Annotated in this window: 21 protein-coding genes and 5 tRNA genes; 10 read left to right on the top strand and 16 right to left on the bottom strand. The window is 74.2% G+C overall.

Annotated elements, in window-relative coordinates; all coding sequences use genetic code 11:
- Positions 1-92: 92 nt before the first annotated feature.
- Positions 93-605, top strand: coding sequence for a DsbA family protein (locus ACIGXE_RS25865; protein ID WP_399751273.1), 513 nt, complete (start codon positions 93-95; stop codon positions 603-605).
- 98 nt (positions 606-703) lie between these two features.
- On the opposite strand, the gene ACIGXE_RS25860 is transcribed toward ACIGXE_RS25865, so the two are convergent.
- From ACIGXE_RS25860 to ACIGXE_RS25850, 3 genes are read right to left on the bottom strand one after another with little or no spacing between them, the layout of a single operon-like run.
- On the bottom strand, positions 704-1,540 hold the full coding sequence (locus ACIGXE_RS25860; RefSeq protein ID WP_399751272.1) for a GNAT family N-acetyltransferase: 837 nt from the start codon (positions 1,538-1,540) through the stop codon (positions 704-706).
- 42 nt (positions 1,541-1,582) lie between these two features.
- The gene (locus ACIGXE_RS25855) at positions 1,583-2,413 is read right to left on the bottom strand and encodes an aminotransferase class IV (protein ID WP_399751271.1); all 831 of its coding nucleotides are present in this window, start codon (positions 2,411-2,413) and stop codon (positions 1,583-1,585) included.
- The gene (locus ACIGXE_RS25850; protein WP_399751270.1) at positions 2,410-3,462 is read right to left on the bottom strand and encodes a chorismate-binding protein; all 1,053 of its coding nucleotides are present in this window, start codon (positions 3,460-3,462) and stop codon (positions 2,410-2,412) included. The genes ACIGXE_RS25855 and ACIGXE_RS25850 overlap by 4 nt, the downstream gene beginning before the upstream one ends.
- 276 nt (positions 3,463-3,738) lie before the next feature.
- Between ACIGXE_RS25850 and ACIGXE_RS25845 the strand changes: the two genes are divergently transcribed.
- From ACIGXE_RS25845 to ACIGXE_RS25825, 5 genes are all read left to right on the top strand, one after another.
- A tRNA-Gly gene (locus ACIGXE_RS25845) sits at positions 3,739-3,811 on the top strand.
- Positions 3,812-3,850: 39 nt separating this feature from the next.
- A tRNA-Cys gene (locus ACIGXE_RS25840) sits at positions 3,851-3,924 on the top strand.
- Position 3,925: 1 nt separating this feature from the next.
- A tRNA-Val gene (locus ACIGXE_RS25835) sits at positions 3,926-3,997 on the top strand.
- Between the two features lie 34 nt (positions 3,998-4,031).
- Positions 4,032-4,103 (top strand) — tRNA-Val (locus tag ACIGXE_RS25830).
- A gap of 28 nt (positions 4,104-4,131) precedes the next feature.
- A tRNA-Val gene (locus tag ACIGXE_RS25825) sits at positions 4,132-4,206 on the top strand.
- A gap of 145 nt (positions 4,207-4,351) precedes the next feature.
- Here the strand turns inward: ACIGXE_RS25825 and ACIGXE_RS25820 are convergent.
- From ACIGXE_RS25820 to ACIGXE_RS25810, 3 genes are all read right to left on the bottom strand, one after another.
- Positions 4,352-4,624 (bottom strand): zf-TFIIB domain-containing protein, encoded by a 273-nt coding sequence (locus tag ACIGXE_RS25820; RefSeq protein ID WP_399751269.1) that lies wholly within the window; start codon positions 4,622-4,624, stop codon positions 4,352-4,354.
- A 39-nt stretch (positions 4,625-4,663) separates the two neighbouring features.
- Positions 4,664-5,602: an aminoglycoside phosphotransferase family protein gene (locus ACIGXE_RS25815; protein WP_399751268.1), complete on the bottom strand. Its 939-nt coding sequence runs from the start codon at positions 5,600-5,602 to the stop codon at positions 4,664-4,666.
- Between the two features lie 418 nt (positions 5,603-6,020).
- Positions 6,021-6,188, bottom strand: a complete 168-nt coding sequence (locus ACIGXE_RS25810; RefSeq protein WP_399751267.1) for a hypothetical protein — start codon at positions 6,186-6,188, stop codon at positions 6,021-6,023.
- 437 nt (positions 6,189-6,625) lie between these two features.
- On the opposite strand from ACIGXE_RS25810, the gene ACIGXE_RS25805 reads away from it, so the two are divergent.
- Positions 6,626-7,858, top strand: a complete 1,233-nt coding sequence (locus ACIGXE_RS25805; protein WP_399751266.1) for a serine/threonine-protein kinase — start codon at positions 6,626-6,628, stop codon at positions 7,856-7,858.
- A 201-nt stretch (positions 7,859-8,059) separates the two neighbouring features.
- Here the strand turns inward: ACIGXE_RS25805 and ACIGXE_RS25800 are convergent, their stop codons facing one another.
- From ACIGXE_RS25800 to ACIGXE_RS25765, 8 genes are all read right to left on the bottom strand, one after another.
- Positions 8,060-8,878, bottom strand: coding sequence for a TrmH family RNA methyltransferase (locus ACIGXE_RS25800; RefSeq protein ID WP_399751265.1), 819 nt, complete (start codon positions 8,876-8,878; stop codon positions 8,060-8,062).
- A 67-nt stretch (positions 8,879-8,945) separates the two neighbouring features.
- Complete coding sequence (gene cobA / locus ACIGXE_RS25795; RefSeq protein WP_399751264.1) at positions 8,946-10,178, bottom strand: uroporphyrinogen-III C-methyltransferase; 1,233 nt, start codon at positions 10,176-10,178, stop codon at positions 8,946-8,948.
- A 189-nt stretch (positions 10,179-10,367) separates the two neighbouring features.
- A complete protein-coding gene (gene cobT / locus ACIGXE_RS25790; RefSeq protein ID WP_399751263.1) occupies positions 10,368-13,844 on the bottom strand; it encodes a nicotinate-nucleotide--dimethylbenzimidazole phosphoribosyltransferase in 3,477 nt (1,158 codons plus the stop codon).
- A gap of 308 nt (positions 13,845-14,152) precedes the next feature.
- Positions 14,153-15,331, bottom strand: a complete 1,179-nt coding sequence (cbiE, locus tag ACIGXE_RS25785) for a precorrin-6y C5,15-methyltransferase (decarboxylating) subunit CbiE (RefSeq protein ID WP_399751262.1) — start codon at positions 15,329-15,331, stop codon at positions 14,153-14,155.
- 59 nt (positions 15,332-15,390) lie between these two features.
- Positions 15,391-16,065, bottom strand: a complete 675-nt coding sequence (locus tag ACIGXE_RS25780; RefSeq protein WP_399751261.1) for a GNAT family N-acetyltransferase — start codon at positions 16,063-16,065, stop codon at positions 15,391-15,393.
- A gap of 100 nt (positions 16,066-16,165) precedes the next feature.
- Positions 16,166-17,023 (bottom strand): MetQ/NlpA family ABC transporter substrate-binding protein, encoded by an 858-nt coding sequence (locus ACIGXE_RS25775; protein ID WP_399751260.1) that lies wholly within the window; start codon positions 17,021-17,023, stop codon positions 16,166-16,168.
- A 104-nt stretch (positions 17,024-17,127) separates the two neighbouring features.
- Positions 17,128-17,796, bottom strand: coding sequence for a methionine ABC transporter permease (locus ACIGXE_RS25770; RefSeq protein WP_399751259.1), 669 nt, complete (start codon positions 17,794-17,796; stop codon positions 17,128-17,130).
- Positions 17,793-18,851 carry a methionine ABC transporter ATP-binding protein gene (locus tag ACIGXE_RS25765; RefSeq protein WP_399751258.1) on the bottom strand — a complete coding sequence of 353 codons (1,059 nt, stop codon included), beginning with the start codon at positions 18,849-18,851 and terminating at the stop codon, positions 17,793-17,795. The genes ACIGXE_RS25770 and ACIGXE_RS25765 overlap by 4 nt, the downstream gene beginning before the upstream one ends.
- Positions 18,852-19,689: 838 nt before the next feature.
- Between ACIGXE_RS25765 and ACIGXE_RS25760 the strand changes: the two genes are divergently transcribed.
- Together ACIGXE_RS25760 and ACIGXE_RS25755 are read left to right on the top strand one after the other, a co-directional pair.
- Entirely contained in the window at positions 19,690-20,052 is a 363-nt protein-coding gene (locus ACIGXE_RS25760) for a hypothetical protein (protein ID WP_399751257.1), read from the top strand.
- 2 nt (positions 20,053-20,054) lie between these two features.
- The gene (locus tag ACIGXE_RS25755) at positions 20,055-20,477 is read left to right on the top strand and encodes a hypothetical protein (RefSeq protein WP_399751256.1); all 423 of its coding nucleotides are present in this window, start codon (positions 20,055-20,057) and stop codon (positions 20,475-20,477) included.
- Here ACIGXE_RS25755 and ACIGXE_RS25750 read toward each other — a convergent pair.
- A complete protein-coding gene (locus tag ACIGXE_RS25750) occupies positions 20,474-20,872 on the bottom strand; it encodes a hypothetical protein (RefSeq protein WP_399751255.1) in 399 nt (132 codons plus the stop codon). The two genes, ACIGXE_RS25755 and ACIGXE_RS25750, sit on opposite strands and share 4 nt — an antisense overlap.
- A gap of 139 nt (positions 20,873-21,011) precedes the next feature.
- Between ACIGXE_RS25750 and ACIGXE_RS25745 the strand changes: the two genes are divergently transcribed.
- Positions 21,012-21,986, top strand: a complete 975-nt coding sequence (locus ACIGXE_RS25745; protein ID WP_399751254.1) for a GlxA family transcriptional regulator — start codon at positions 21,012-21,014, stop codon at positions 21,984-21,986.
- Positions 21,987-22,012: 26 nt separating this feature from the next.
- Here the strand turns inward: ACIGXE_RS25745 and ACIGXE_RS25740 are convergent, their stop codons facing one another.
- Positions 22,013-22,498, bottom strand: coding sequence for a GNAT family N-acetyltransferase (locus tag ACIGXE_RS25740; RefSeq protein WP_399751253.1), 486 nt, complete (start codon positions 22,496-22,498; stop codon positions 22,013-22,015).
- Positions 22,499-22,502: the final 4 nt, after the last annotated feature.

Below are 22,502 nucleotides of genomic sequence, written 5' to 3'. Positions count from 1 at the left end.
CAGGGAGATCTCCGGGTCGTCCCCCCAGGGGCCCGAGAAGGACCCTGAGGGCACGCGCCCGCTGACCGCGGACGCGGTGGGAGACTCTTCCCATGAGTGAGTCCACCACCCCCGCCTCCCCCGCCGTCCTGGAGGCCTGGTTCGACCTGCAGTGCCCCGACTGCTTCAAGGCCCTCGACGACGTGCGCGCCCTGCGCGAGAAGTACGGCGAGCGCCTCGACGTCCAGCTGCGCCACTTCCCGCTCGCCAAGCACAAGCACGCCTACGCGGCCGCCCAGGCCGCCGAGGAGGCCTTCGCCCAGGGCAAGGGCTGGCCGTACGCCGAGGCGCTGCTCGCCAGGACCGAGGAGCTGGGTGGACGCGGCGAGCCGGTGCTGCTCGAGGTCGCGGGTGAACTGGGCCTGGACAGCGAGGAGTTCGACACCGCCCTGATCGACGGCCGGCACCTGCTGACGGTCGACGCCGACGAGGCCGAGGGCAAGGCGATCAAGGTCACCGGCACCCCGACGTACGTCATCGGCGGCGAGCGGCTCGACGGCGGCCAGAGCCAGGACGGTCTGCGCGCCCGCATCGAGGAGATCGCCGACCGCATCCTCCAGGGCTAGGGGCCGACCGGGCCCCTGTCCGCGTCCGCCGTACGCGTCCGCCGTCCGTCCGCCGTCCGCCGGACAGGTCGGGGGGCACCCGCCCCGCCGCACCGGCCCTACAGCCGCTTGGAGCTGTTCAGGAACGTCGTGCGGTAGCCCAGCGACTCGTAGAGCCGGATCGCCGGGGTGTTGCCCGCGAAGACGTGCAGTCCGAGCCGGCGCTCCCCGGCCGCCAGCGCCACGCGCTCGGCGACCAGCATCAGCCCGCGGCCGTACCCCCTGCCGCGCTGGTCCTCGTGGACCTCGACCTCGAACACGAAGCCCGACCGCACCCCCGGCTCCAGGTCCAGGGCGCCGGTCCACAGATAGCCGACCACCTCCGTGTCCCGTACGGCCACGACCACGGAGACCCCCGGGGTCGCGAGGCCCTGCGGCAGGAACCGGCGGCGGCTGTCCTCGGCCTTCGCGAGCGCCCGGTCCTCCGGGACACCCCGCTCGATCCAGCTCTGCGCGAAGGCGGCCATGGAGCGCGCCGACCACTGCGCGAACTCCTCCTCCGTGGCGGGCCGGTACGCGAAGCCCTCCGGCAGCTCCGGCGGCTCGGCCGGCAGCTCCTTGAGCATGTTCCGGCTGCGCTCCGTGTAGCCCAGCGAGCGGACCATGCGCAGCGCCGGCTCCGCGTCCGCGGGCACCGAGACCGCCACCTCGCCGCAGCCCCAGCCGCGCAGCACCTCCTCCGAGGCCAGCGCCGCGACCGTGCCCCGGCCCCGCCCGCGGTCCGGTTCGTCGACCCGGAGCCCTTCGATCAGGCCGGCCGCGGGGCCGAAGGCCGGGTCGGTGGCGACGCGCACGGAGCCGACCCGGCGGCTGTTCACGCAGATGTCGTACGTGCGGGAACGGCCGCCGTCGGCGGTCTGCTGGAGCGGCTCGGACGGCCGCAGGGTGGTGGTCATCACCGGTGTTCTACCCACCCCGCGCCCGTCCCGCATCCGAATTCAGGGCAGCCGGGGATCCCGGTCCCGGGCGGCCCGCTCGTCGAAGATCCGCATGGCCTTGGCCGTGACGGGACCCGGCGCCCCGGCGAGCTCCCGGTCGTCGACCCGGTGCACCGCCTGGACGTCCCGCAGGGTCGAGGTCAGGAAGATCTCGTCGGCGCTCGCCAGCACCTCCAGCGGGAGGTCGGTCTCCTCGGCGCCGGTCCACTCCACGGCGAGGGCGCGGGTGATGCCCGCGAGGCAGCCGGAGGCGACGGGCGGGGTGTGGACGCGCCCGTCGAGCACCACGAAGACGTTGGAGCCGGTGCCCTCGCAGAGCTGCCCGACGGTGTTGCCGAACAGCGCCTCGGACGCGCCACGCTCGCGCGCCCGCGCGAGGGCGACCACGTTCTCGGCGTACGAGGTGGTCTTGAGGCCCGTGAGCGCGCCGCGCTCGTTGCGGGTCCAGGGGACCGTGATCACCGCGGTGGAGTCCGGGCGCCGGCTCGTCTCGCCGAGGGCCACGACGAGGCTGGTGCCCGCGTCGCCGCGCTCGGAGCCGAGCGGCGAGAGCCCGCCGGTGTACGTGATGCGCAGCCGGCCGAGCTCCATCGGGTTGGCCGCGAGCACGGCGGCGCAGGCCCGGCGGACCTCGTCGAGGTCCGGGTCGGGCAGCCCGAGGCCGCGGGCGGAGCGGGTGAGGCGCTCCAGGTGGAGGGTGAGCGCAAACGTTTCTCCGCGCTCGGCCTTGACCGTCTCGAAGATGCCGTCGCCGACGGTCAGACCGTGGTCCAGGACGGACACCTGCGCGGTCTCGGCGTCGTGCAGTCCGCCGTTGACCCAGAGTTTCATCGAGATATGGCCTTTCCGCTCGCCTCGTACGCGCCAGACGCTATCGCGACCAGCCGGGCCGCCTTGAGCTCGGTCTCGGCCCATTCGCGCTCGGGGTCGGAGCCCCAGGTGATGCCGGCACCCGTACCGAAGCGCAGCACGCCCTCCGGACGGTCGATCCAGAAGGTGCGTATGCCGACGGCGAGCTCGGCGGTGCGCCGGTCGGCGTCGACCCAGCCGATGCCGCCGCAGTAGGGGCCGCGCGGGCCGTTCTCCAGGGCCTCGATGATCCGCAGGGCGCTCGACTTGGGGGCGCCCGTCACGGAGCCGGGCGGGAAGGTCGCGGCGAGCAGCTCGCGCCAGCCGGCCTCCTCACGGAGCTCGCCGCGGACGGTGGAGACCAGGTGGACGAGGCCGGGGTGGGGTTCGACGGCGCAGAGCTCGGGCACGGTGACCGACCCGGTGGCGCAGACGCGGCCCAGGTCGTTCCGTACGAGGTCCACGATCATCACGTTCTCGGCGTGGTCCTTCTCCAGGAGGTCCTCGGCCGTTCGGCCGGTGCCCTTGATGGGGCCGGACTCCACGGTGCCGCCCGTGCGGCGCAGATAGAGCTCGGGTGAGGCGGTGGCGATCTCCACGCCGTGCGCGGGCAGCCTGATCGTGCCCGCGTAGGGGGCGGGATTGCCCTCGGCGAGGAGAGCGGTGAGCGCGTCGACATCGGCCCGGGCCGGATCGGGCAGCGGCGCGGACATCACCCGGCAGAGGTTCGCCTGGTAGACCTCGCCGCGCGCGATGTGCTCGCGCACCCGGCGCACGCCCGCGGTGTACGCGGCGCGGTCGAGCGAGGACGTCCAGTCGCCGGCGGCGGGGCCGAGCCAGGCGCCCGGCACGGGCGCGGGGACCGGGTCGGGCCGTACGTCGCCGAAGCGGGCGCAGGTGAGTCGGCCCTCGAAGTCCGCGCAGACGGCCCAGAAGCCGGAGGAGTCCAGTGCCTCGGGATCGTGGGTGACGTCCCGGAGGTCGGTGGCGAGGAGGCCGCCGAAGCGGGCCAGAGGAGCGAGGGAATGCACGCTTGTGAGTCTAGGTGGGGGAACGGCGGGGGCGCCGGGTCACGCGGTGGCGCAGGAGGCCCGTGGGGCGGCTGGGGCGCGAGGGGCCTCCGAGGCGTCCCGGGGACGCCTTCGCGCCACCCGGGGAACACGTGGAGTGAACGCCGTGCGAACGCTCCCGGACCCCCTGGCCGGGCCGCAGGTCAGCACGCTGCGGAAACGCGTTTTTGTACTGGCCCAGGAATCCGCTAGAGTTCAACACGTCGCCGGGACGCGCAAGCGAAACGGAAACGACAAGCGGACGTGGCTCAGTTGGTAGAGCATCACCTTGCCAAGGTGAGGGTCGCGAGTTCGAATCTCGTCGTCCGCTCGATGTGGGGGATCATCCCGAACCCCTGTATTCACTCCTGGTGGAGTGGCCGAGAGGCGAGGCAACGGCCTGCAAAGCCGTCTACACGGGTTCAAATCCCGTCTCCACCTCCAAGGACGATTAGCTCAGCGGGAGAGCGCTTCCCTGACACGGAAGAGGTCACTGGTTCAATCCCAGTATCGTCCACTGGACCCTCGGGTCCTGGATCTTCGGATCCCCCGCGCGATTAGCTCAGCGGGAGAGCGCTTCCCTGACACGGAAGAGGTCACTGGTTCAATCCCAGTATCGCGCACGCAGTACCCGCACCTTCGGGTGTGCCCGCGCGATTAGCTCAGCGGGAGAGCGCTTCCCTGACACGGAAGAGGTCACTGGTTCAATCCCAGTATCGCGCACCAGACACGAAGCCCCCGGCCGCGAGCAGCGGCCGGGGGCTTCGTCGTGTGCGGGTGGCGTGCGGGCGCGGGCGCGTCGTTCCCGCGCGCAGGAAGCCGGGGCGGGCAGGCCCCCGAGGGGGCCTGCGCTCGGCGCGACGGGCTCGTTTCAGGAGGAGAAGAGCATCCGGCCGAAGCCGCGGTGGTGGCCGCCGTGGTGACCGTGGTGACCACCGTGGTGCGGGGCACCCCAGGCCGGAGCCGCGGGCTGCGCCGGGTAGGCCGGCGGGGCGGGCGGCGTCTGCCACTGCGACTCCAGGCGGGTCAGGGCCTCGAGCTCCCCGTAGTCCAGGAAGATGCCGCGGCAGCCGCTGCACTGCTCGATCTGGACGCCGTTGCGGTTGTACGTGTGCATGGGCGCGTGGCACTTGGGACACTGCATGGGGTCTCAACTCCCTGCCGTTCGAATGATGCTCTCACCCTACGTGGACGCCGGTGGAGCCAACTCGGTTCGGAGCGAACCGATTCGGGCGCAGGTGTCGATCATCACCTCTTCCACCTCGTCCAGGGCCCGGCCCTCGGCGTTCGACTTGGCGAGGGCGAGCGCGGCGGTCTGCACGGTGAGGGCGCGGGCGGGGACGTCCAGCCGGGCCCAGGGGTCGCCGCCCGCCGGGCTCGTGGTCGCGGAGCCGCCGGCCGCCTCGTACGCACCGAGGAAACGCGCCCAGACCTCCGGTGCCAGCAGTCCGGCGGCGAACCAGGCCGCCGGACGGGCCAGGTCCCAGGCCGGGTCGCCGACGCCGAGGTCGTCCACGTCGATCAGGCGCCAGTACGGGGCCCGGACCAGCTGGCCGAGGTGGAAGTCGCCGTGGCACAGGGCGGGCTCCGGGGACGGCGAGGTGTGCGGCGGGTCCGGGAGGGTGCGCCAGGCGCGCAGCACCGTCGCCGTGCCCGGATGGTCCGGGGCCGCCCGACGCATCCGCTCCACGGCGAGCGCCGCCTTCACCGGGGCCCGCATGGGCGGCAGGCCCGGCGGGGGCGGGGTCCGGTGCAGGGCGGCCAGCAGGCGGGCCGCCTCCTCCCAGGGCGCGGCCTCGGGAGCGTCCGGATCGACCGGGACGCCGTACGGCCAGGCCGTGAGCGGGCGCCCGTCGAGCTCGGGTCGGGGTCGCGGCAGGGGCGGGAGGAGCACCTCCCCCAGGCCCGGCGCCGCCGCGACCGCGACCCGCGACCGCAGCTCTCCCGGATCGCCGCCGGGCGCGTGGACCTTCAGGACCAGATCCCCGTGGCGCACCACCGTCCCGTCGTCCCGGTCCGCCAGCACGCCCTGCGGGCAGGGGCAGGGCCCGGCCGGGGCGCCACCGGGATGCACGGCGTCCCGCGCGAGCGCGTACAGCTGTCCGAGAACGGTCTCCTCCACGCGGGGGAGCCTACGCGGCACGGCCCCCCTCCGCGCCGGGCAGTCGGCGGGCGCTGCCGGGCCGTCGCCGGACGGCCGGCGGCGCGGCCCGAACCGTCGCGGGGCGCCGCCGGGCGTCGCCGGGCCACCGTCGAGCCGCCCCCGGGCCACCGTCGAGCCATCGCCGGGCCACCGTCGAGCCATCGCCGGGCCGCCGCCCGGCGGCCCCGCGGCCCGGCGGCCCGGCGGCCCGGCGGCCCGGCGGCCCCGCGGCCCCGCGGCCCGGCGGCCCGGCGGCCCGGCGGCCCGGAAAAGCGTGAGGGCCGGTCAGCTCCCCAGCTGACCGGCCGCACGCTGTCGTCCGCCGCACCCCCGTCCCCACGGGGTTGTTGGCCGGATGTCCCCGACCCGGGCCGCTCTCCCAGGTCCGGAGCGCCGTTCAGCGCCCCAGCATCACGCCCACGGACGACGCCTGTGTGACCACCGCGTCCCAGCCGCCGAAGACGACCACGAGCAGGGTCGCGAGAGGGAGGACCATGGCGGTCGCCACCAGGGGGTGACGGCGGCTCGAAGGGCGGGGGGTCATCCGCGGGGCCGGGTACGCCATGGTTCCTCTCCTGTCGTGTCTGTCGCGGCGGGTGCGGTGACCTCGGGGGACGAGTGCTGCACCCGCCGCTTGACCTCAACACTAGGCAGCGGGGGCCGCCAGGGCGTCATGCCCGCGTACCGGCTTGCGGGCCTCCCGGAGGATGACGAGCCTCCGCCCGGCGTACTCCCCTGGGTGGAGACGGCGCCCGCGCCCTGGGGGACTTCCCCGAGGGGGTGCGTGACGTCGCTCACGTTTGCGGCCGGGAGCCCGAGGAGCGCCCGGGAGAGATCCCAACCTCCCTGCCACCAGGGGGTGTTGGCGGGGGGTGCGGCTGACCCGTCCTCAAGTGTCCCCCTCAGCACTGACAATCGATGCGACCGTGAGGGCGCGGCCTGTGAGCACCTCGGGGCGCCGGTACGTAAGCTGTGCCACGTCGAACGGACGAGGGGACGGACATGGCGATGATGCGGCTCCGGCGCGAGGACCCGCGGATCGTCGGGTCCTTCCGGCTCCACCGCAGGCTGGGGGCCGGCGGCATGGGGGTCGTGTACCTCGGCTCCGACCGGCGCGGGCAGCGCGTGGCGCTGAAGGTCATCCGGCCCGACCTGGCCGAGGACCAGGAGTTCCGCTCCCGGTTCGCCCGCGAGGTGTCCGCCGCCCGTCGGATCCGCGGCGGCTGCACCGCGCGGCTCGTCGCCGCCGACCTGGAGGCCGAGCGCCCCTGGTTCGCCACCCAGTACGTGCCCGGGCCGTCGCTGCACGACCGGGTCGCCGAGGAGGGCCCGCTGCGGGCCTCCGACGTGGCCGCGATCGGTGCGGCGCTCTCGGAGGGGCTGGTCGCCGTCCACGAGGCCGGCGTCGTCCACCGGGACCTGAAGCCGTCGAACATCCTGCTGTCCCCCAAGGGTCCCCGCATCATCGACTTCGGCATCGCCTGGGCGACCGGCGCCAGCACGCTCACGCACGTCGGCACCGCCGTCGGGTCGCCCGGCTTCCTCGCTCCCGAGCAGGTGCGGGGCGCGGCCGTCACCCCGGCCACGGACGTCTTCTCGCTGGGCGCGACGCTCGCGTACGCGGCCATGGGCGACTCCCCCTTCGGGCACGGCAGCTCGGAGGTCATGCTCTACCGGGTCGTCCACGAGGAGCCGCAGCTGCACGGCGTGCCGGACGCGCTCGCCCCGCTGGTCCGGGCCTGCCTGGCGAAGGACCCGGAGGAACGACCCAGCACCCTCCAGCTGTCCATGCGGCTCAAGGAGATCGCCGCGCGGGAGGCCCAAGGGCTGCCGGCCGCCACCCGGCCCCCCGTGCAGCGCGAGCGGGTCGAGGAGCGGCACACGCTCCGGCCCACGGAGCGGTACACCGAGCGCACGGCCGAACGCGAGCGGACCACCGAGCGCTCCGGCGAGCGGATCGCCGGGCGCAACGCGGAGCGGCCGGGCGACAGGCCGACCGGCGGGGGGCGGCCCGGGGCCGGCCGGCCCTCCGCGTCCCGGCCGTCCTCGCCCCGTACGGGCGGGGGCTCGCGCGCGTCGCAGTCGCGGCCCGGCACCCGGCCGGGGGCGCGCTCGACGTCCACCGGACGCCGGCCGGCCAACCCCCGGCTGCTGCGCCAGCGGCTGTTCGTGTTCGTGGTCGTGACGCTGATCGTCGCGCTGGGAATCGCCGCCGCGCAGGCCCTGCAGGGCTAGCTTCTGTCGTCGAACTCCCGCCTGCCCTCCGGGCAACGACGGGAGTTCGCCCTCCGGGCAACGACGGGAGTTTGACGACAGGACCCAGGGCGGGTCCGGAAGGACGACAGGACCCAGGGCGGGTCCGAAGGCGGCGCCGGCGCCGGGACAGGGTCGTCTCTCCGCCAGGACACCGGGCGGGCGGCGCTCCCCCGGTGGGCCTCAGGCCTGGGGGCGGCCGCTCGTCACGGCGTAGAAGGCCACCGCCGCCGCGGCGCCGACGTTCAGCGAGTCCACGCCGTGCGCCATCGGAATGCGGACCCACTCGTCCGCCGCGCGCAGCGCCTGCGTGGACAGGCCCTCGCCCTCGGCGCCGAGCATGAGGGCCACCCGCTCCAGCTTGTGCGGGGCCGCGTCGTCGATCGAGGCGGCCCGGTCGGCCGGGGTCAGGGCGAGCAGTTTGAAGCCGGCCTCCCGCACCGCCTCCAGGCCACGGGGCCAGGTGTCCAGGCGGGCGTACGGGACGGAGAAGACCGCACCCATGGAGACCTTCACCGAACGCCGGTACAGCGGGTCGGCGCAGTCCGGGGACAGCAGCACCGCGTCCATGCCGAGCGCGGCGGCGCTGCGGAAGATCGCGCCGATGTTGGTGTGGTCGTTGACCGACTCCATGACGGCGACCCGGCGGGCCGTGGCCAGGAGGTCGGGCGCCGAGGGGAGCGGCTTGCGCTGCATCGAGGCGAGGGCGCCGCGGTGCACGTGATAGCCGGTGACGCGCTCGGCGAGGTCCGGCTGCACCGCGTACACGGGCGCCGGGACCTCGTCGATGACGTCGCGCATGACGTCGACCCACTTGGCGGAGAGCAGCATCGAGCGCATCTCGTAACCCGCCTGCCTCGCGCGGCGGATCACCTTCTCGCCCTCGGCGATGAACAGTCCCTCGGCGGGCTCGCGCCTGCGGCGGAGCTCGACGTCGGTCAGTCCGGTGTAGTCGCGCAGACGCGGGTCGTCGGGGTCGTCGATCGTGATGAGTTCGGCCACGGGGTGATACTGCCTTGTCCGGTGGGTGGTGCCAATGTGTGCGGGGCGCTCTCGGGGCCTGCCCGGCTCAGCCGAGCGGCTTGTGCGGGCCTTCGTTCACGACGTCGCCGATGACGATCACGGCCGGCGGGCGGACCTCCTCGGCCTTGACCGTCTCCGCCACGGTCGCCAGGGTCGCGTCCACGCGGCGCTGGGTGGCGGTGGTGCCCTCCTGGACCAGGGCCAGGGGGGTGTCCGGGGACTTGCCGTGGGCGATCAGCGCCTCGGCGATCTTCCCGATCTTGTCGACGCCCATGAGGATCACGAGCGTCCCGGTGAGCTTGGCGAGGGACGCCCAGTCGACGAGGGAGCGCGGGTCGTCGGGCGCCACGTGGCCGCTGACCACGGTGAACTCGTGCGCGACGCCGCGGTGGGTGACCGGGATGCCGGCCGCGCCGGGCACCGAGATCGAGCTGGAGATGCCGGGGACGACGGTGCAGGCGATGCCCTCGGCGGCCAGCGCCTGGGCCTCCTCCATGCCGCGGCCGAAGACGAACGGGTCGCCGCCCTTGAGGCGGACGACCGACCGGCCCTGCTTGGCGTGCTCGATGAGCGCGTTGTTGATGGCCTCCTGGGCCATGAACCGGCCGTACGGGATCTTCGCGGCGTCGATCACCTCGACGTGCGGGGGCAGTTCGCTGAGCAGGTCGCGCGGGCCGAGGCGGTCGGCGATGACCACGTCCGCCTCCGCGAGCAGCCGGCGGCCGCGGACGGTGATGAGGTCCGGGTCGCCGGGGCCGCCGCCGACCAGGGCGACGAAGGGGGTGCGGGAACGGCGGGCGGGCGCGGCGAGGGAGCCGTCGCGCAGTCCCTCGACGATCGCGTCCCGGACCGCGGCCGACCGGCGCGGATCGTGGCCGGTGAGCACGGCGACGGTCACGCCCTCGCTGTGACCGGTGGCGGGGGTCCAGGCGGTGGCCGCGGCGGCGTCGTCGGAGCGCACGCACCAGGTCTTGGTCCGCTCGGCCTCGGCGGAGGCCGCGGCGTTGGCGGCCGGGTCGGTGGTGGCGACGAGCGCGTACCAGGCGTCGGCCAGGTCGCCCTCCTCGTAGCGGCGCCGGGTCCAGGTGATCTCGCCGGCCTCGGCCATCGCCTCGACGGAGGGCGTGGCGGACGGGGAGATCAGGGTGACGTCGGCGCCCGCCGCGATCAGCGCGGGGAGGCGGCGCTGGGCTACCTGGCCACCGCCGAGGACGACGACGCGGCGGCCCGAGAGGCGCAGTCCGACGGGGTAGGCGGGGTGGTCGGCGTGCTCTGCCATGTGCGGGCGGCTCCTCGGAGGGGCGTGGGTGGGCGCTGGCCCACCTCACGATATCGGTGACCTGGGGTTGTCACGCTGTGACGGATGTCCCTCGGGCCGAGCGCCGTCGGTCGGTGCTTGGGGACGTGCGGTGGCCTGTGCCCGGGGTCCCGGACACAGGCCGCCTCGCGTTCTGCTGCTTGCTGCTGCCTACTTCTCCGTGACGCCCGCGGAGTCGAAGGTCGCCACCTCGTGCATGGCGCGCGCGGCGCTCTGCACCACCGGGAGGGCCAGCAGCGCGCCGGTGCCCTCGCCGAGACGGAGGTCCAGGTCGACCAGCGGGCGCAGGCCGAGCTTGTTGAGGGCCGCGACGTGGCCCGGCTCGGCGCTGCGGTGGCCTGCGATGCAGGCCGCCAGGGACTCGGGCGCGATGGCACGGGCGACGAGGGCCGCCGCGCCGGTGGAGACGCCGTCCAGGATGACCGGGGTACGGAGCGAGGCCGCGCCCAGGATCAGGCCGACGAGCGCCGCGTGCTCCAGGCCGCCGACGGCCGCGAGGACGCCGATGGGGTCCGCCGGGTCCGGCTTGTGGAGGTCGAGGGCACGGCGGACGACGTCCACCTTGCGGGCGTGCATCTCGTCGTTGATGCCCGTGCCGCGTCCGGTGACCTCGGTCGGGTCCACCCCCGTGTAGACCGAGATGAGGGCGGCGGACGCGGTGGTGTTCGCGATGCCCATCTCGCCGGTGAGCAGCGCCTTGTTGCCGGCGGCCACGAGGTCGCGGGCGGTCTCGATGCCCACCTCGATGGCGGCGACGGCCTCTTCGCGGGTCATGGCCTGGCCGATGGTGAAGTCGGCGGTGCCGGGCCTGACCTTGCGCGGCAGCAGGCCGGGGGTGGAGGGCAGGTCGCTCGCGACGCCCACGTCGATGACGCAGACCTCGGCGCCGACCTGGTTGGCGAACGCGTTGCAGACCGCTCCCCCACCGAGGAAGTTCGCGACCATCTGGCCGGTCACCTCCTGCGGCCAGGCGGTGACGCCCTGGGCGTGCACCCCGTGGTCACCGGCGAAGATCGCGACGGCGGCGGGCTCCGGGATCGGCGGCGGGCAGACCCGGGAGAGGCCGGCGAGCTGCGCGGAGATGATCTCCAGCATGCCGAGCGCCCCGGCGGGCTTCGTCATGCGCTTCTGCCGCTCCCACGCCTCGCCGAGCGCCTTCGCGTCCAGCGGGCGGATGTTGGCGACGGTCTCCTGGAGCAGGTCGTGCGGCTCCTCGCCGGGCAGCGCGCGGCGGCCGTACGTCTCCTCGTGGACGACCCAGGACAGCGGGCGGCGCTTGGACCAGCCGGCCTGCATCAGCTCGGGCTCGTCCGGGAACTCGTCGACGTAGCCGACGCACAGGTACGCGACCACTTCGAGGTGCTCGGGCAGGCCGAGGGCGCGGACCATCTCGCGCTCGTCGAAGAAGCTGACCCAGCCGACGCCGAGGCCCTCGGCGCGGGCGGCGAGCCAGAGGTTCTCGACGGCGAGCGCCGAGGAGTAGGGGGCCATCTGCGGCTGCGTGTAGCGGCCGAGGGTGTGGCGGCCGCCCCGGGTGGGGTCGGCGGTCACGACGATGTTGACCGGGGTGTCGAGGATGGCCTCGATCTTCAGTTCCTTGAACTGCTTCGCCCGGCCCTTGGGCAGCGACTTCGCGTACGCCTCACGCTGGCGCGTGGCCAGTTCGTGCATGGTGCGGCGGGTCTCGGCGCTGCGGATGACGACGAAGTCCCACGGCTGCGAGTGACCGACGCTGGGCGCCGTGTGGGCGGCCTCCAGGACGCGCAGGAGCACCTCGTGCGGGATCGGGTCGGAGCGGAAGCCGTTGCGGATGTCGCGGCGCTCGCGCATCACACGGAGCACGGCCTCGCGCTCGGCCTCGTCGTAGCCGGGGGCACGGTCGCCCGCCGCCGCTTCGGCGTCCGGGGTCTGCGGGTCCCCGGTCGGACCGTCGGCGGGCCGGGCGCCCTCGGCCGGCGCCTCGGCGGTCTGCTGCCCGGGGTGCTGCTCGTCCGTGCCCGCCTGCTCGGCCTGCGGGACTGCCGCGGCGGCCGGCGCCTCGGCGGCCGGCCCGTCGGCGGTGGGCGCGTCGGTGGAGGTCGCCTCGGCGGAGGCCGCGTCGGCACCCGGCGCTTCGGCGGTCTGCGCCTCCGGCTGCGCTTCCGGGGTGTCCTCGGCCACGACGGGAATCTCCTCTGGGGCCGACACCTCGACCGGGGCCGGGGCGGCCACCGCCGCCGACTCCTCGGCCGCGGGCTCCTGCGGCGCCTCGGCGGGGGTCTCCTGGGCGACGGGCCCGGCCTCGGGGGCGGGCTCCGCGGCGGGCGCCTCGGCGACGACCGGCTCGGCGAGGACCGGCTCGGCCAGGGCCTCCTGCTCGGCCTCGCGCGGGGCGGGGACCGGGGCCGGGGCCTCCGGGGCGACGGCCTCGGCGGCGGGCTCGACGACCGACTGCACGGCCTCGCCCGGCTGCCCGGCGTCGACCGGCTGCTCGGCGCCCACCGGCTCGGCCACGGTCGGCTCCGCGGCGACGGCCTCGCCCGCGACCGGCTCTCCGGCGGGCTGCTCGGCGACGGGCTGCTCGGCCGCCACCGGCTCGGCGACGTTCGCGGGAGCCTCGGCGACGGGCTCGACGCCCACCGGCTCGGCGGCGGGCTCGGCGACGGCCTGCTCGGCGGCCACCGGCTCGGCGGCGGCCTGGTCGGCCGTGACCGCCTCCGTCACGACCGGCTCGGCCATGACCGGCTCAGCCACGACCTGCTCAGCCACGACCTGCTCAGCCGGGGCCTGGGCGGCCTCCGTCGCCGGCAGCGCGTCCTCGGACTGCGGGAGCTGGGGCTCGGGCGCCGGGGTCGGGGCCAGGTGCGGGGCGGTCGGGACGGAGCCCTCGACCGGGACGAACTGGGCGACCGGCGGGACGACCGTTTCTGCGGGCTCCTGCGGTTGCGCGGGCCACGGCACGGCGCCCTGCGGCGCGGTCTGCTGGTCCTGCGGGACGTCCAGGTACTCGGGGCCGGTGGTCGGCGGGCCCGGGGTGCGTACCGGCATCGGGGCGGGCGCCGTGGCGGCGGCCGGGACGGGGGCGGCCACCGGCTGCGGGGCCGGAGCCGCGGGGCCGCGGTCGGCGAGCGAGCGGACGACGCCGGTGGCGTCCGGGACGGGCGGGCCCATGTGCAGGGGGCGGCGGGCCGGCGCCGGGGTCGGGGGCATGCGGACACCGCCGAGGTCGACGGAGCCGGAGTCACGGCCGGCGGCCTCGTGGGCGCCGGTGTCGAGGACGCCGGGCTCGTAGCCGTGGTCGGCGAGCACGGGCTCCTGCGGGGCGCCCAGGGGCACGCCGTGCGCGGGGGTGCCCTGCGGCGGCAGCGCAACGCCCTGCGGCGGGGTGGCCGTGACCTGCTCCAGGGGAGCGGTCAGCGGGTCCACGAACTCGGGGGCGGGCACCGTGACCGGCGGCGCGGGCACGACGCCCGGCTGCAGCTCGCTCCAGGCACCCTGGGCGCCCGGCATCAGGAGTACCTCGTCTTCGGCTGCCGTCTCGGAGGGGTCCAGGAAGGTGTACGCGCCCGGTGCGGGGATGCCCGGCTGCTCGACCATGCCTGCGTTCTCCGGCAGCCCCTCGCCCGGGACCTGGCCGGTGTCCGTCATGCTGCGTACCCCTCGCCCATCGGTTCTGCTCCTTCAGACCTTGCCCGTCAACAAGAACGAGCGTGCGCGCCGCGCGGCACGAGGCGCGCGGACACCCATGCATTGTCGCGGCCTTCGGCCATCGTGGCAGGCGGATCCGCCACGGTGCGCTGTGGACTGCGCCACGTCGCGCCGTCCCCCATTGCTCCGTACCACATCAGCGACCCAATGGGGCCACTACTTCCGGACATTGGGGAACAAAATGCCGAACGTCCGGGTGCGGTACAACAATCGGCCAGCCTACCCCGCCCCACGGGCGGTGCGATCACTCAGGTCCGGTGGCCGGACAGCAGGAAGACCACGGAGCGGGACCGTTCGGCGAAGTCGCCCGGGTCGAGTGCGACGGTCTGGAGCAGGGCGCATTCGACCTGGTAGCCGCCGTCGGCGAGGGCGGCCCCGACGGCTTCGGCCTCGTCGCGCGTACCGGCGTGCGCCACGATCCGTTCGGGCCTGCGGTCGGTGCAGGCGGTGACGACGGGGACTCCCCCGCCCCCGACCCGTACGACATCGGGCTCGGGCAGGCGTTCCAGAACGTGCGGGGCGCGGCCGGACACGGTCTGGAGCTGGACCCCCGCGCGGCGGGCGGCGGCCTCGGTGCGGGCGCAGGCCTCGGGGTCGGCGTCGACGGCGATGACGGCGGCGCCGAAGCGGGCGGCCTCCACGGCGAAGGCGCCGCCGGCGCAGCCGATGTCCCAGACGAGGTCGCCGACGCGCGGGCCGAGCCGGGCGAGTTGGGCGGCGCGCAGGGTGGCGTCCTGGCCGGTGCGGCCGTCGGTCTCCTCGCCGGGCAGGGCCCAGCCGCGTACGGAGGGGGTGTCATGGCCCATGAGCCAGCCGCCGGCGGAGCTGCCGCCGATGACGAGGACGACGTTGGGGTCGCGCCAGGCGTGGTCGGCGGCCTTGTCGGAGGTGAGGACGGTGACCTGCTCGCGTTCGGTGCCGAGCGCCTCGCAGATCACGAAGGTGCGGTGCACGCCGTCGAGGAGGAGGGCGAGTTCGGCCGGTCCGGCGCCCGGGGAGGTGAGGACGGCGACCTTGGGGTGGGCGCGGCAGACGTTGACGGCGCGGCGCAGGGTGCGCTGGTGGGCGACGACGATCTTGGCGTCGTCCCAGGGCATGCCGGCCCGTGCGAAGGCGGCGGCGACGGAGGAGACGGCGGGGACGACCTCGACCTCGAGGCCGTGCTCGGGGGCGCGCAGGGTGCGGACGACGCCGAAGAAGCCGGGGTCGCCGTCGGCGAGGACGACCGCGGTGCCGCGGTGGCCGGCGATCCGGCGGGCGGCGAGGTCGACGCTGCCGAGGCGCACGCGTTCGGCGGCGGCGGGTACTTCGGGGAGTGCCAGGTGGTGGGCGGCGCCGGCCACGAGGGTGGCGGCGGCGAGCGCGGACCGGGCCGCTGCGGTGAGGGGCGAACCGTCCCAGCCGATCACCGTGACCCGGTCGGCCATCTGTGTCTGTCTCCCTGGACGTGTGTGCGGGGCGGGGCGGATCGAGCCTACCTGGGTGGTCAGCTCCAGTCGGCGTAGGTGGAGAGGCCCGCGTCGGCCATCTGGTCGGCGTCGCCGTCCAGGTCCTCGGGGAGGAGGCTCCAGACGATGAGGTCGGTGCGGACGTCGGTCCATTCGCCGGACTCGGTCTGGCTGCGCGCTATCCAGGCGTTGCGGAGGACGCCCTCGCTGATGCAGCCGACCTTCTGGGCGACCTGCTGGGAGGCGGTGTTGTCGGCGGCGGTGCGCAGTTCGAGGCGCTCGAAGCCGCGGTCGCCGAAGAGCCACTGGGCGGCGGCGAGGACGGACTCGGTGGCGTAGCCCTCGCCGCGGGCCCAGGGGGCGGTGACGTAGGCGACCTCGGTGGCCCGGGTGCGCCAGTTGGTGCTGTGGAGGTGGAGGGTGCCGACGAGGCGCTGGGTGAGGAACTCGGTGACGGCGAAGACGATTCCGCGGCCTTCGGTCCGTTCAGCAGGAGCGATCCTGCGCACCCAGGCCTCGGCGTCGGCGCGGGTGTAGGGGTGCGGGACGGAGGTCCAGGCGACGACGAGTTCGTCGTTCATCATCTCCACGAACGCGGGGATGTCGGCCTCTTCGTACGGGCGCAGCACCAACCGGTCCGTGCTGATGGAGATGGACGGGAAGGTCGTAGTCATGCGCAACTCCATACGTGAATGACCGTGAACGCACAGCATGCAGCATGTGACTGCCGCCGCGCATACGCGGGTGAGCCGAAGGCCCCGTGCGCCGGACGGGGCGCGCGGGGCCTTCTGGGTGCGGACGGTACCGCGAGGGCTACGCGGCGGGGGCGCCGAAGGCCGGGATGACCGAGCCCTTGTAGGTGTCCTCGATGTACTTCTTCACCTCGGGCGAGTTGAGGAGCTTGGCGAGCTTCTGCACGCGGGCGTCCTTCTCGTTGCCCTCCTTGACGGCGAGGAAGTTGGCGTAGGGGTTGCCCTCCGCCTTCTCCAGGACGAGGGCGTCCTTCGCGGGCTGCAGCTTGGCCTCGATCGCGTAGTTGCCGTTGACGACGGCGGCGTCGACGTCGTTCAGGGCGCGGGGCACGGTGGCGGCCTCCAGCTCCTTGAACTCCAGGCCCTTCTTGTCGGTGATGTCGGAGAGCTTGGCGTCGGTGCCGACGCCCGCCTTGAGGGTGATGAGCCCGTTGTCGGCGAGCAGGTGGAGGGCGCGGCCCTCGTTGGTGGTGTCGTTGGGCACGGCGACGGTCTGGCCGGCCTTGATGTCCTTCACCGACTTGACCTTCTTGGAGTAGAGGCCGAGCGGCTCCAGGTGGACGTTGACCACCGGGACGATGTGGGTGTTGTTCTTCTTGTTGAAGTCGTCGAGGTACGGCTTGTGCTGGAAGAAGTTGGCGTCGACCTGGCCGGACTCGGTGGCGGTGTTCGGCAGGACGTAGTCCGTGAACTCCTTCACCTCCAGCTTCAGGCCCTCCTTCGCGGCGAGCTCGTCCTTGACGAAGTTGAGGATGTCGGCGTGCGGCGTGGGGGACGCGGCGACGACGAGGGGCTTGTCGGCGGAGCCGGCCGCGTCCTTGGCGGAGGACGGGTCGGACGAGGTGCCGCAGGCGGTGAGGCCGAGCGCGAGGGTGGCGGTGGCGGCGATGCCGGCGGCGAGCTTGATGTTCTTGCGCACGAAGAGTGCCTCTTTCCGGTGGAGCGGTGATTTCGCCTGGACAACAAGTCCGGGCTCTTCTTCGGGTTGCGAAGTCTGGGGGTGGCCCTCAGGCCGGGGCGCCGTCAGGCGGCGCGGCCGCGGCGGGCGAGGAGGCGGACGATCCCGTCGCCGACGAGCTGGACGACGGTCACGATCGCGACCAGGACGACGACGGTGACCAGCATGAAGGTGGTGTCGAAGCGCTGGTATCCGTAGGTGACGGCCTTGGATCCGAGGCCTTCGCCGCCGACCGCGCCGGCCATCGCGGAGTAGCCGATGAGCACGATCACGGTGGTGGTGACGGCGGAGACGAGGGACGGCAGGGCCTGCGGGAGCAGGACCTTGCGGACGATGGTCGGGATGCCGCCGCCCATGGCCTGGACGGCCTCGACGAGTCCGTGGTCGACCTCGCGGATCGCGGTCTCGACGAGCCGGGCGAAGAAGGGGATGGCGCCGATGGCGAGCGGCACGATCATCGCGGTCGGGCCGATGAAGGTGCCGACGACGAAGGTGGTGAAGGGGATCAGGGCGATCAGCAGGATGATGAAGGGCAGCGAGCGGCCCACGTTCACGATCGCGCCGACGACCTTGTTCACCGGCCGGTTCTGCAGCAGTCCGCCCTTGTCGGTGAGGACGAGGAGGATGCCGAGGGGGAGGCCGCCGAGGACGGTGACGACGGTGGCCCACAGGACCATGTAGAGGGTGTCGACGGTGCCCTGCTCGAGCAGCGGCTGCATCTCGGACCAGTTCACCGGACACCTTCCTTCACCAGCGCCGACGCCTGGGCGGGCACGGGCAGATCCTGCGTTTCGACGATCTCGACCTGGAGGCCCTGCTCGCGCAGGAAGCCGACCGGGACGACGTTCTCCTCGTAGCGGCCGGGGAGTTCGATCCGCATGCGGCCGATCTGCCGGCCGCCGACGGTGTCCATGGCGGCGCCGAGGATCGAGATGTCGATGTTGTACGTACGGGAGAGCTGCGAGATCACCGGCTTGGTGGCGGTCTCGCCGTGGAACGTGACGTCCACGACCGTGCGGTCGGGGGCGGTGGCGGCGCCGCTGACCGGGAAGAGCTCGGCGGCCAGCTGGGAGCCGGGGGTGGCGAGCAGTTCGCCGACGGTGCCGGACTCGACGACACGGCCCTTCTCCATGAGGGCGGCCGAGTCGCAGATGGTCTTGACGACGTCCATCTCGTGCGTGATGAGCAGGACGGTGAGGCCGAGCTGCTGGTTGAGGTCGCGCAGCAGCTGGAGGATGGAGCGGGTGGTCTCCGGGTCGAGGGCGCTGGTGGCCTCGTCGGAGAGGAGGACCTTGGGCCTGCCGGCGAGGGCGCGGGCGATGCCGACGCGCTGCTTCTGGCCGCCGGACAGCTGGCCGGGGTAGGACCGGGCCTTGTCGGAGAGGCCGACGAGGTCGAGGAGTTCGAGGGCGCGGCGGGAGCGCTCGGCGCCGGAGACGCCGAGGATCTCCAGGGGCAGCTCGATGTTGTCCTGGACGGTGCGCGAGGACAGCAGGTTGAAGTGCTGGAAGACCATGCCGATGCTGCTGCGGGCGCGGCGCAGGTCCTTGCCGGCGCGGCGGCCCTTTCCGGCGAGGGCGGTGAGGTCGACCCCGTCGACGGTCACGGTGCCGGAGGTGGGGCGCTCCAGGAGGTTGACGCAGCGGATGAGCGAGGACTTGCCGGCGCCGCTCTGGCCGATCACGCCGAAGACCTCGCCTTCGCGGACGTGGAGGTCGACGCCGTCCAGAGCGGTGACCTGGCGGCCTCGCGACTCGTAGACCTTGGTCAGGCCCGTAGTGGTGATCACAGGGTTTCCGTCACTGTCGAGTGCGCGGCGCATGGGTCCGCCGTGCACGGCATTCGTCATTCGGACAGTCAGGCGCAGGGCGGCTGGTCGCGGCGGTGGGCCGGGAGGCAGCGCGTGCGCGGGGCGGGGCACGGTCCGGCGCCGGAGTGGCGGGCGGATCGGCTCGGCCGTCGGGGCTCGCTTCGGGGCGCGAGCTCGGCGGGGGCCCTCAGTTGGCGCACATTCGACACATACAACGAGCACCGGGCGTCGGGTTCGCCTCGGTCGCAAGGGTGCGGCTGCTCGTCGTGGTCATGGCTGCAAGTAAAGCATGCAAACGTGCGAACGAAAGGGAGCTGTCCGCATACCGGACAAGAGTGAGACGCCATGCGGACACTCCCGGGACGGGCGGGACGCCCGGGCGGCCGGGGACGCGCTCCGCTCCCCCGCGTCCCGCCTGGGCCGACCGCCCGCCGGGACGGCCCGGGGTCGGGCCGGCGCCGGGCCGGTCCCGTTCCCGGGTTGTGGCCAAGGCCACGACCTCCGGGCCGGCCGCGCGGGCGGCTTCACGCTCGCGAGCGGGAGCGCCCCGGTAAGCGGGGCCCCCGCGTGCGCGTTCGCGCCGCTCTGCGCGCCGGGGAGCGCGGCGGTGCGTCCCCGGAGGGAGGGACGGCGGTCCCGGGAAGACAGGGACGGCGGGTCCCGGGGAGAGGAGTGGTACGTCCCCCGGGGGCTGGGTCCCCCGGCTGTGTCCCCCGGCTGTGCCCCCGGCTGGGTCCGCCGACAGCGTCCCCCGGCCGGCCTCCCCGGGGAGGGGCCGCGCGCATCGGGCCATTCGGCCCGTAATACCCTCGGGCGCATGCTTGACGCCCTGACGGTCGCGGTCTCGGTGGCCGCGCTCGCCCTCGCCGCCTGGTGCGGCTTCGCCTTCACCCGGAACCAGCCCACCAAGGACTGGCACTTCATCGGCATGGCCGTGGTGACCTTCCTCGCGGTGGTGCAGCTGGTGGTCGGCATCGTGCAGCTGGTGCGCGGCGAGAACGCCGAGGAGGGCACGACGATCTTCGTCGCCTATCTGCTGGGCGCGCTGTGCGCGGTGCCCGCGGCCGGTCTCATGTCGCTCACCGAGCGCAGCAAGTGGGGTTCGGCCACGGTGGCGGCGGGCGCGGTGGTGCTCGCCGTGCTCGAGGTGCGTCTCTACGACATCTGGACGGTGGGCTGACCATGACGACGACCGAGACCGAAGGCGCCCGCCAGTCCGGCCGCCTGGTGAAGGGCCCGGGCCTGCTGCTCGTCTGGCTGTACGGCGTGATGTCGGTGGGCGCGGTGTCCCGGTCGGTCTACCAGATCGCCACCGAGTTCGACCGTGCCCCGTTGGCGTACGGCCTGTCGGCGGTGGCCGCCGTCGTCTACGCCTTCATCACGTACACGCTGGTACGGGGCGGCGAGACGGCCCGCAGGGCGGCGCTGGTGTGCTGCGCCGCCGAGCTCGCCGGCGTGCTGATCGTCGGGACGTGGACGCTGGTGGAGCCCTCGGCCTTCCCGGACGCGACGGTCTGGTCGGACTACGGCTACGGCTACGTCTTCATCCCGGTCCTGCTGCCGCTGACCGGCATCTGGTGGCTCCGCCGGTCGCGGACCGCCTAGAGGGCCGCCAGCAGCAGGGCCACGGCGCCGCAGGCGTCGAAGACGCCGCACCACTCCGACCACGCCCGGGGCACGACCCGGCCGCGGAGGTGGTGCACGAGGTCCCACAGCGCGTGCCCCAGCCAGCCCGCCGCCAGGACGACCAGGCCGGCGTCGCCGTCGGCGGCGACGGCCAGCAGCGCGACGGCGGCGAAACCGGCGAGGCCCGCCAGTTGGCCGGCGAGGGCGCCAGGGCGCCGGAGTTCGCCGCGGAACACGCCGAAGCCCAGGTAGAAGAGCGGCATCGAGGCGAGCACCGCCGCCAGGAAGGCCGGCGCGGGCAGGCCGTCGAGGAAGGTCAGCGCGGCCAGGGTCAGGGCGACCGCCGTGGGCCAGCGGTGCGGGACGGCGTGCATCGGGTGCCTCCTGAGGGCGAGGGCGGGGCGGGAAGGGGCGGCGACCACCGTCCCGGCCGGCCCGGGACGAGCGGAAGGGCGCCCGCTCGCCGTGTCCGTCCCCTTGGGGTGGCCGTCCTTCCGGCATAGGGTCGGCCGCATGGGGGAACGGCTCATGGTGGTGGTCGGCTACGAGGCGGCCGAACTGCTGGACATCGCGTGCGTCACCACGACCCTGGCCATGGCCAACGGCATCGGCGCGCCCGCCGTCCCGTACCGGGTTCTGCTGGCGGGTCCCGGCGGCGCCCCGCTCGTGTGCGGCTCAGGGCTCGTGCTGGGCAGCGAGCGGTCCCTGGAGCGGCTCGTCGGCCCCGTCGACACGCTGATCGTCTCCGGGGGCACGGGCTTCGAACGGGCCGCCGCCGACGCGCGGCTCGTCGGGCACGTCCGGCGGCTGGCCCGGGAGAGCCGGCGGGTGGCGTCCGTGTGCACGGGGGCGGGCGTACTGGCCGCCGCGGGACTCCTCGACGGCCGGCGGGCCACCACGCACTGGCGGTTCGCGCGGCGGCTGGCCGAACGGCATCCGGAGGTCACCGTGGACCCGGCCCCCATCTACGTCCGGGACGGGAACGTCTACACGGCGGCCGGTGTCACCAGCGCGCTGGACCTCACCCTCGCCTTCGTCGAGGAGGACCACGGCCCGGAGCTCGCCCGGCAGGTCGCCCGGGACCTCGTGGTCTATCTGCAACGGCCGGGCAACCAGGCGCAGATGAGCCTGTTCACGGCGACCCCGCCGGCCCGGGACGACCTGGTCCGCGCTCTGGTCGCGCACATCGCGGCGCATCCGGACGGCGAGCTGAGCACGGCGGCGCTGGCGGCCCGGGCCGGGGTGACGCCCCGCCACCTGACGCGCCTGTTCACCGAGCAGCTGGGCCTTCCGCCGGGCCGGTACGTCCGGCGGGCCCGTACCGAGGCCGCCGCGCAGCTGCTCGCCTCGACCGTGCTGCCGATGGCCGGAGTCGCGGCGCGCTGCGGATTCGGCAGCGCCGAGGCGCTGCGGCAGGCGTTCACCGAGCGGTACGGGATCTCGCCGTCCCGCTACCGGGCGGCGATGCGGCCGGCGCGGGACGGCTGACGGGACACGGCGGCTTCGGGCCCGCCCTAGGCCGCCTTCTCCAGGGTGACCAGGGTGAGGGTCGGGCCGATCTCGCGGGTGGAGACCTGCGCGTAGCCCTTGCTGCGGTAGAGCCGCAGGTTGCCCTCGCTGCGGTGGCCGGTGAAGAGCTGGAAGCGCTTGGCGGCGGGGACCGGTTCGCCGGCGTAGTGGGCCTCGATGGCGTCGAGGAGCCGTCCGCCGAGACCGTGGCGCTGCATCCGGGGGTGCACGATGAGCTTGGCGATCCGTACGGTGCCGTCCTCGTCCAGCCGGCCGCGTACGGAGGCGACGATCTCGTCGCCGAGACGGGCGACGAAGGCCTGGCCCTCGGCGAGTTCGGCACGCAGGGCGTCGAGCGACTGGGTGAGCGGTTCGATGGACCAGTCCTGGTAGATCTCCGCCTCGCGCTGATAGCAGAGGTACTGCAGCTTGAGGATGTGCTCCGCGTCGTGCGTCGCGTCCGCCGCTGAGATGGTCACGCTCATGCCCATGTGC

The sequence above is a fragment of the Streptomyces sp. NPDC053431 genome (assembly GCF_044544925.1).
In the GTDB taxonomy this organism is placed as follows: Bacteria; Actinomycetota; Actinomycetes; order Streptomycetales; family Streptomycetaceae; genus Streptomyces.
The sequence above is the reverse complement of the archived record's forward strand: the minus strand, read 5'-3'. Positions and strand labels throughout refer to the sequence as shown.

Excerpts from the sequence above, each read along its gene's own strand:
- ACIGXE_RS25810 (WP_399751267.1), bottom strand. The coding sequence starts at position 6,188 with ATGGCGTACCCGGCCCCGCGGATGACCCCCCGCCCTTCGAGCCGCCGT.
- ACIGXE_RS25740 (WP_399751253.1), bottom strand. The coding sequence starts at position 22,498 with ATGGGCATGAGCGTGACCATCTCAGCGGCGGACGCGACGCACGACGCG.
- ACIGXE_RS25750 (WP_399751255.1), bottom strand. The coding sequence starts at position 20,872 with ATGCACGCCGTCCCGCACCGCTGGCCCACGGCGGTCGCCCTGACCCTG.
- ACIGXE_RS25865 (WP_399751273.1), top strand. The coding sequence starts at position 93 with ATGAGTGAGTCCACCACCCCCGCCTCCCCCGCCGTCCTGGAGGCCTGG.
- ACIGXE_RS25745 (WP_399751254.1), top strand. The coding sequence starts at position 21,012 with ATGGGGGAACGGCTCATGGTGGTGGTCGGCTACGAGGCGGCCGAACTG.
- ACIGXE_RS25860 (WP_399751272.1), bottom strand. The coding sequence starts at position 1,540 with ATGACCACCACCCTGCGGCCGTCCGAGCCGCTCCAGCAGACCGCCGAC.
- cobA (WP_399751264.1), bottom strand. The coding sequence starts at position 10,178 with ATGGCAGAGCACGCCGACCACCCCGCCTACCCCGTCGGACTGCGCCTC.
- ACIGXE_RS25855 (WP_399751271.1), bottom strand. The coding sequence starts at position 2,413 with ATGAAACTCTGGGTCAACGGCGGACTGCACGACGCCGAGACCGCGCAG.
- ACIGXE_RS25820 (WP_399751269.1), bottom strand. The coding sequence starts at position 4,624 with ATGCAGTGTCCCAAGTGCCACGCGCCCATGCACACGTACAACCGCAAC.
- cbiE (WP_399751262.1), bottom strand. The coding sequence starts at position 15,331 with ATGGCCGACCGGGTCACGGTGATCGGCTGGGACGGTTCGCCCCTCACC.
- ACIGXE_RS25760 (WP_399751257.1), top strand. The coding sequence starts at position 19,690 with ATGCTTGACGCCCTGACGGTCGCGGTCTCGGTGGCCGCGCTCGCCCTC.
- ACIGXE_RS25805 (WP_399751266.1), top strand. The coding sequence starts at position 6,626 with ATGGCGATGATGCGGCTCCGGCGCGAGGACCCGCGGATCGTCGGGTCC.
- ACIGXE_RS25755 (WP_399751256.1), top strand. The coding sequence starts at position 20,055 with ATGACGACGACCGAGACCGAAGGCGCCCGCCAGTCCGGCCGCCTGGTG.
- ACIGXE_RS25780 (WP_399751261.1), bottom strand. The coding sequence starts at position 16,065 with ATGCTGTGCGTTCACGGTCATTCACGTATGGAGTTGCGCATGACTACG.
- cobT (WP_399751263.1), bottom strand. The coding sequence starts at position 13,844 with ATGACGGACACCGGCCAGGTCCCGGGCGAGGGGCTGCCGGAGAACGCA.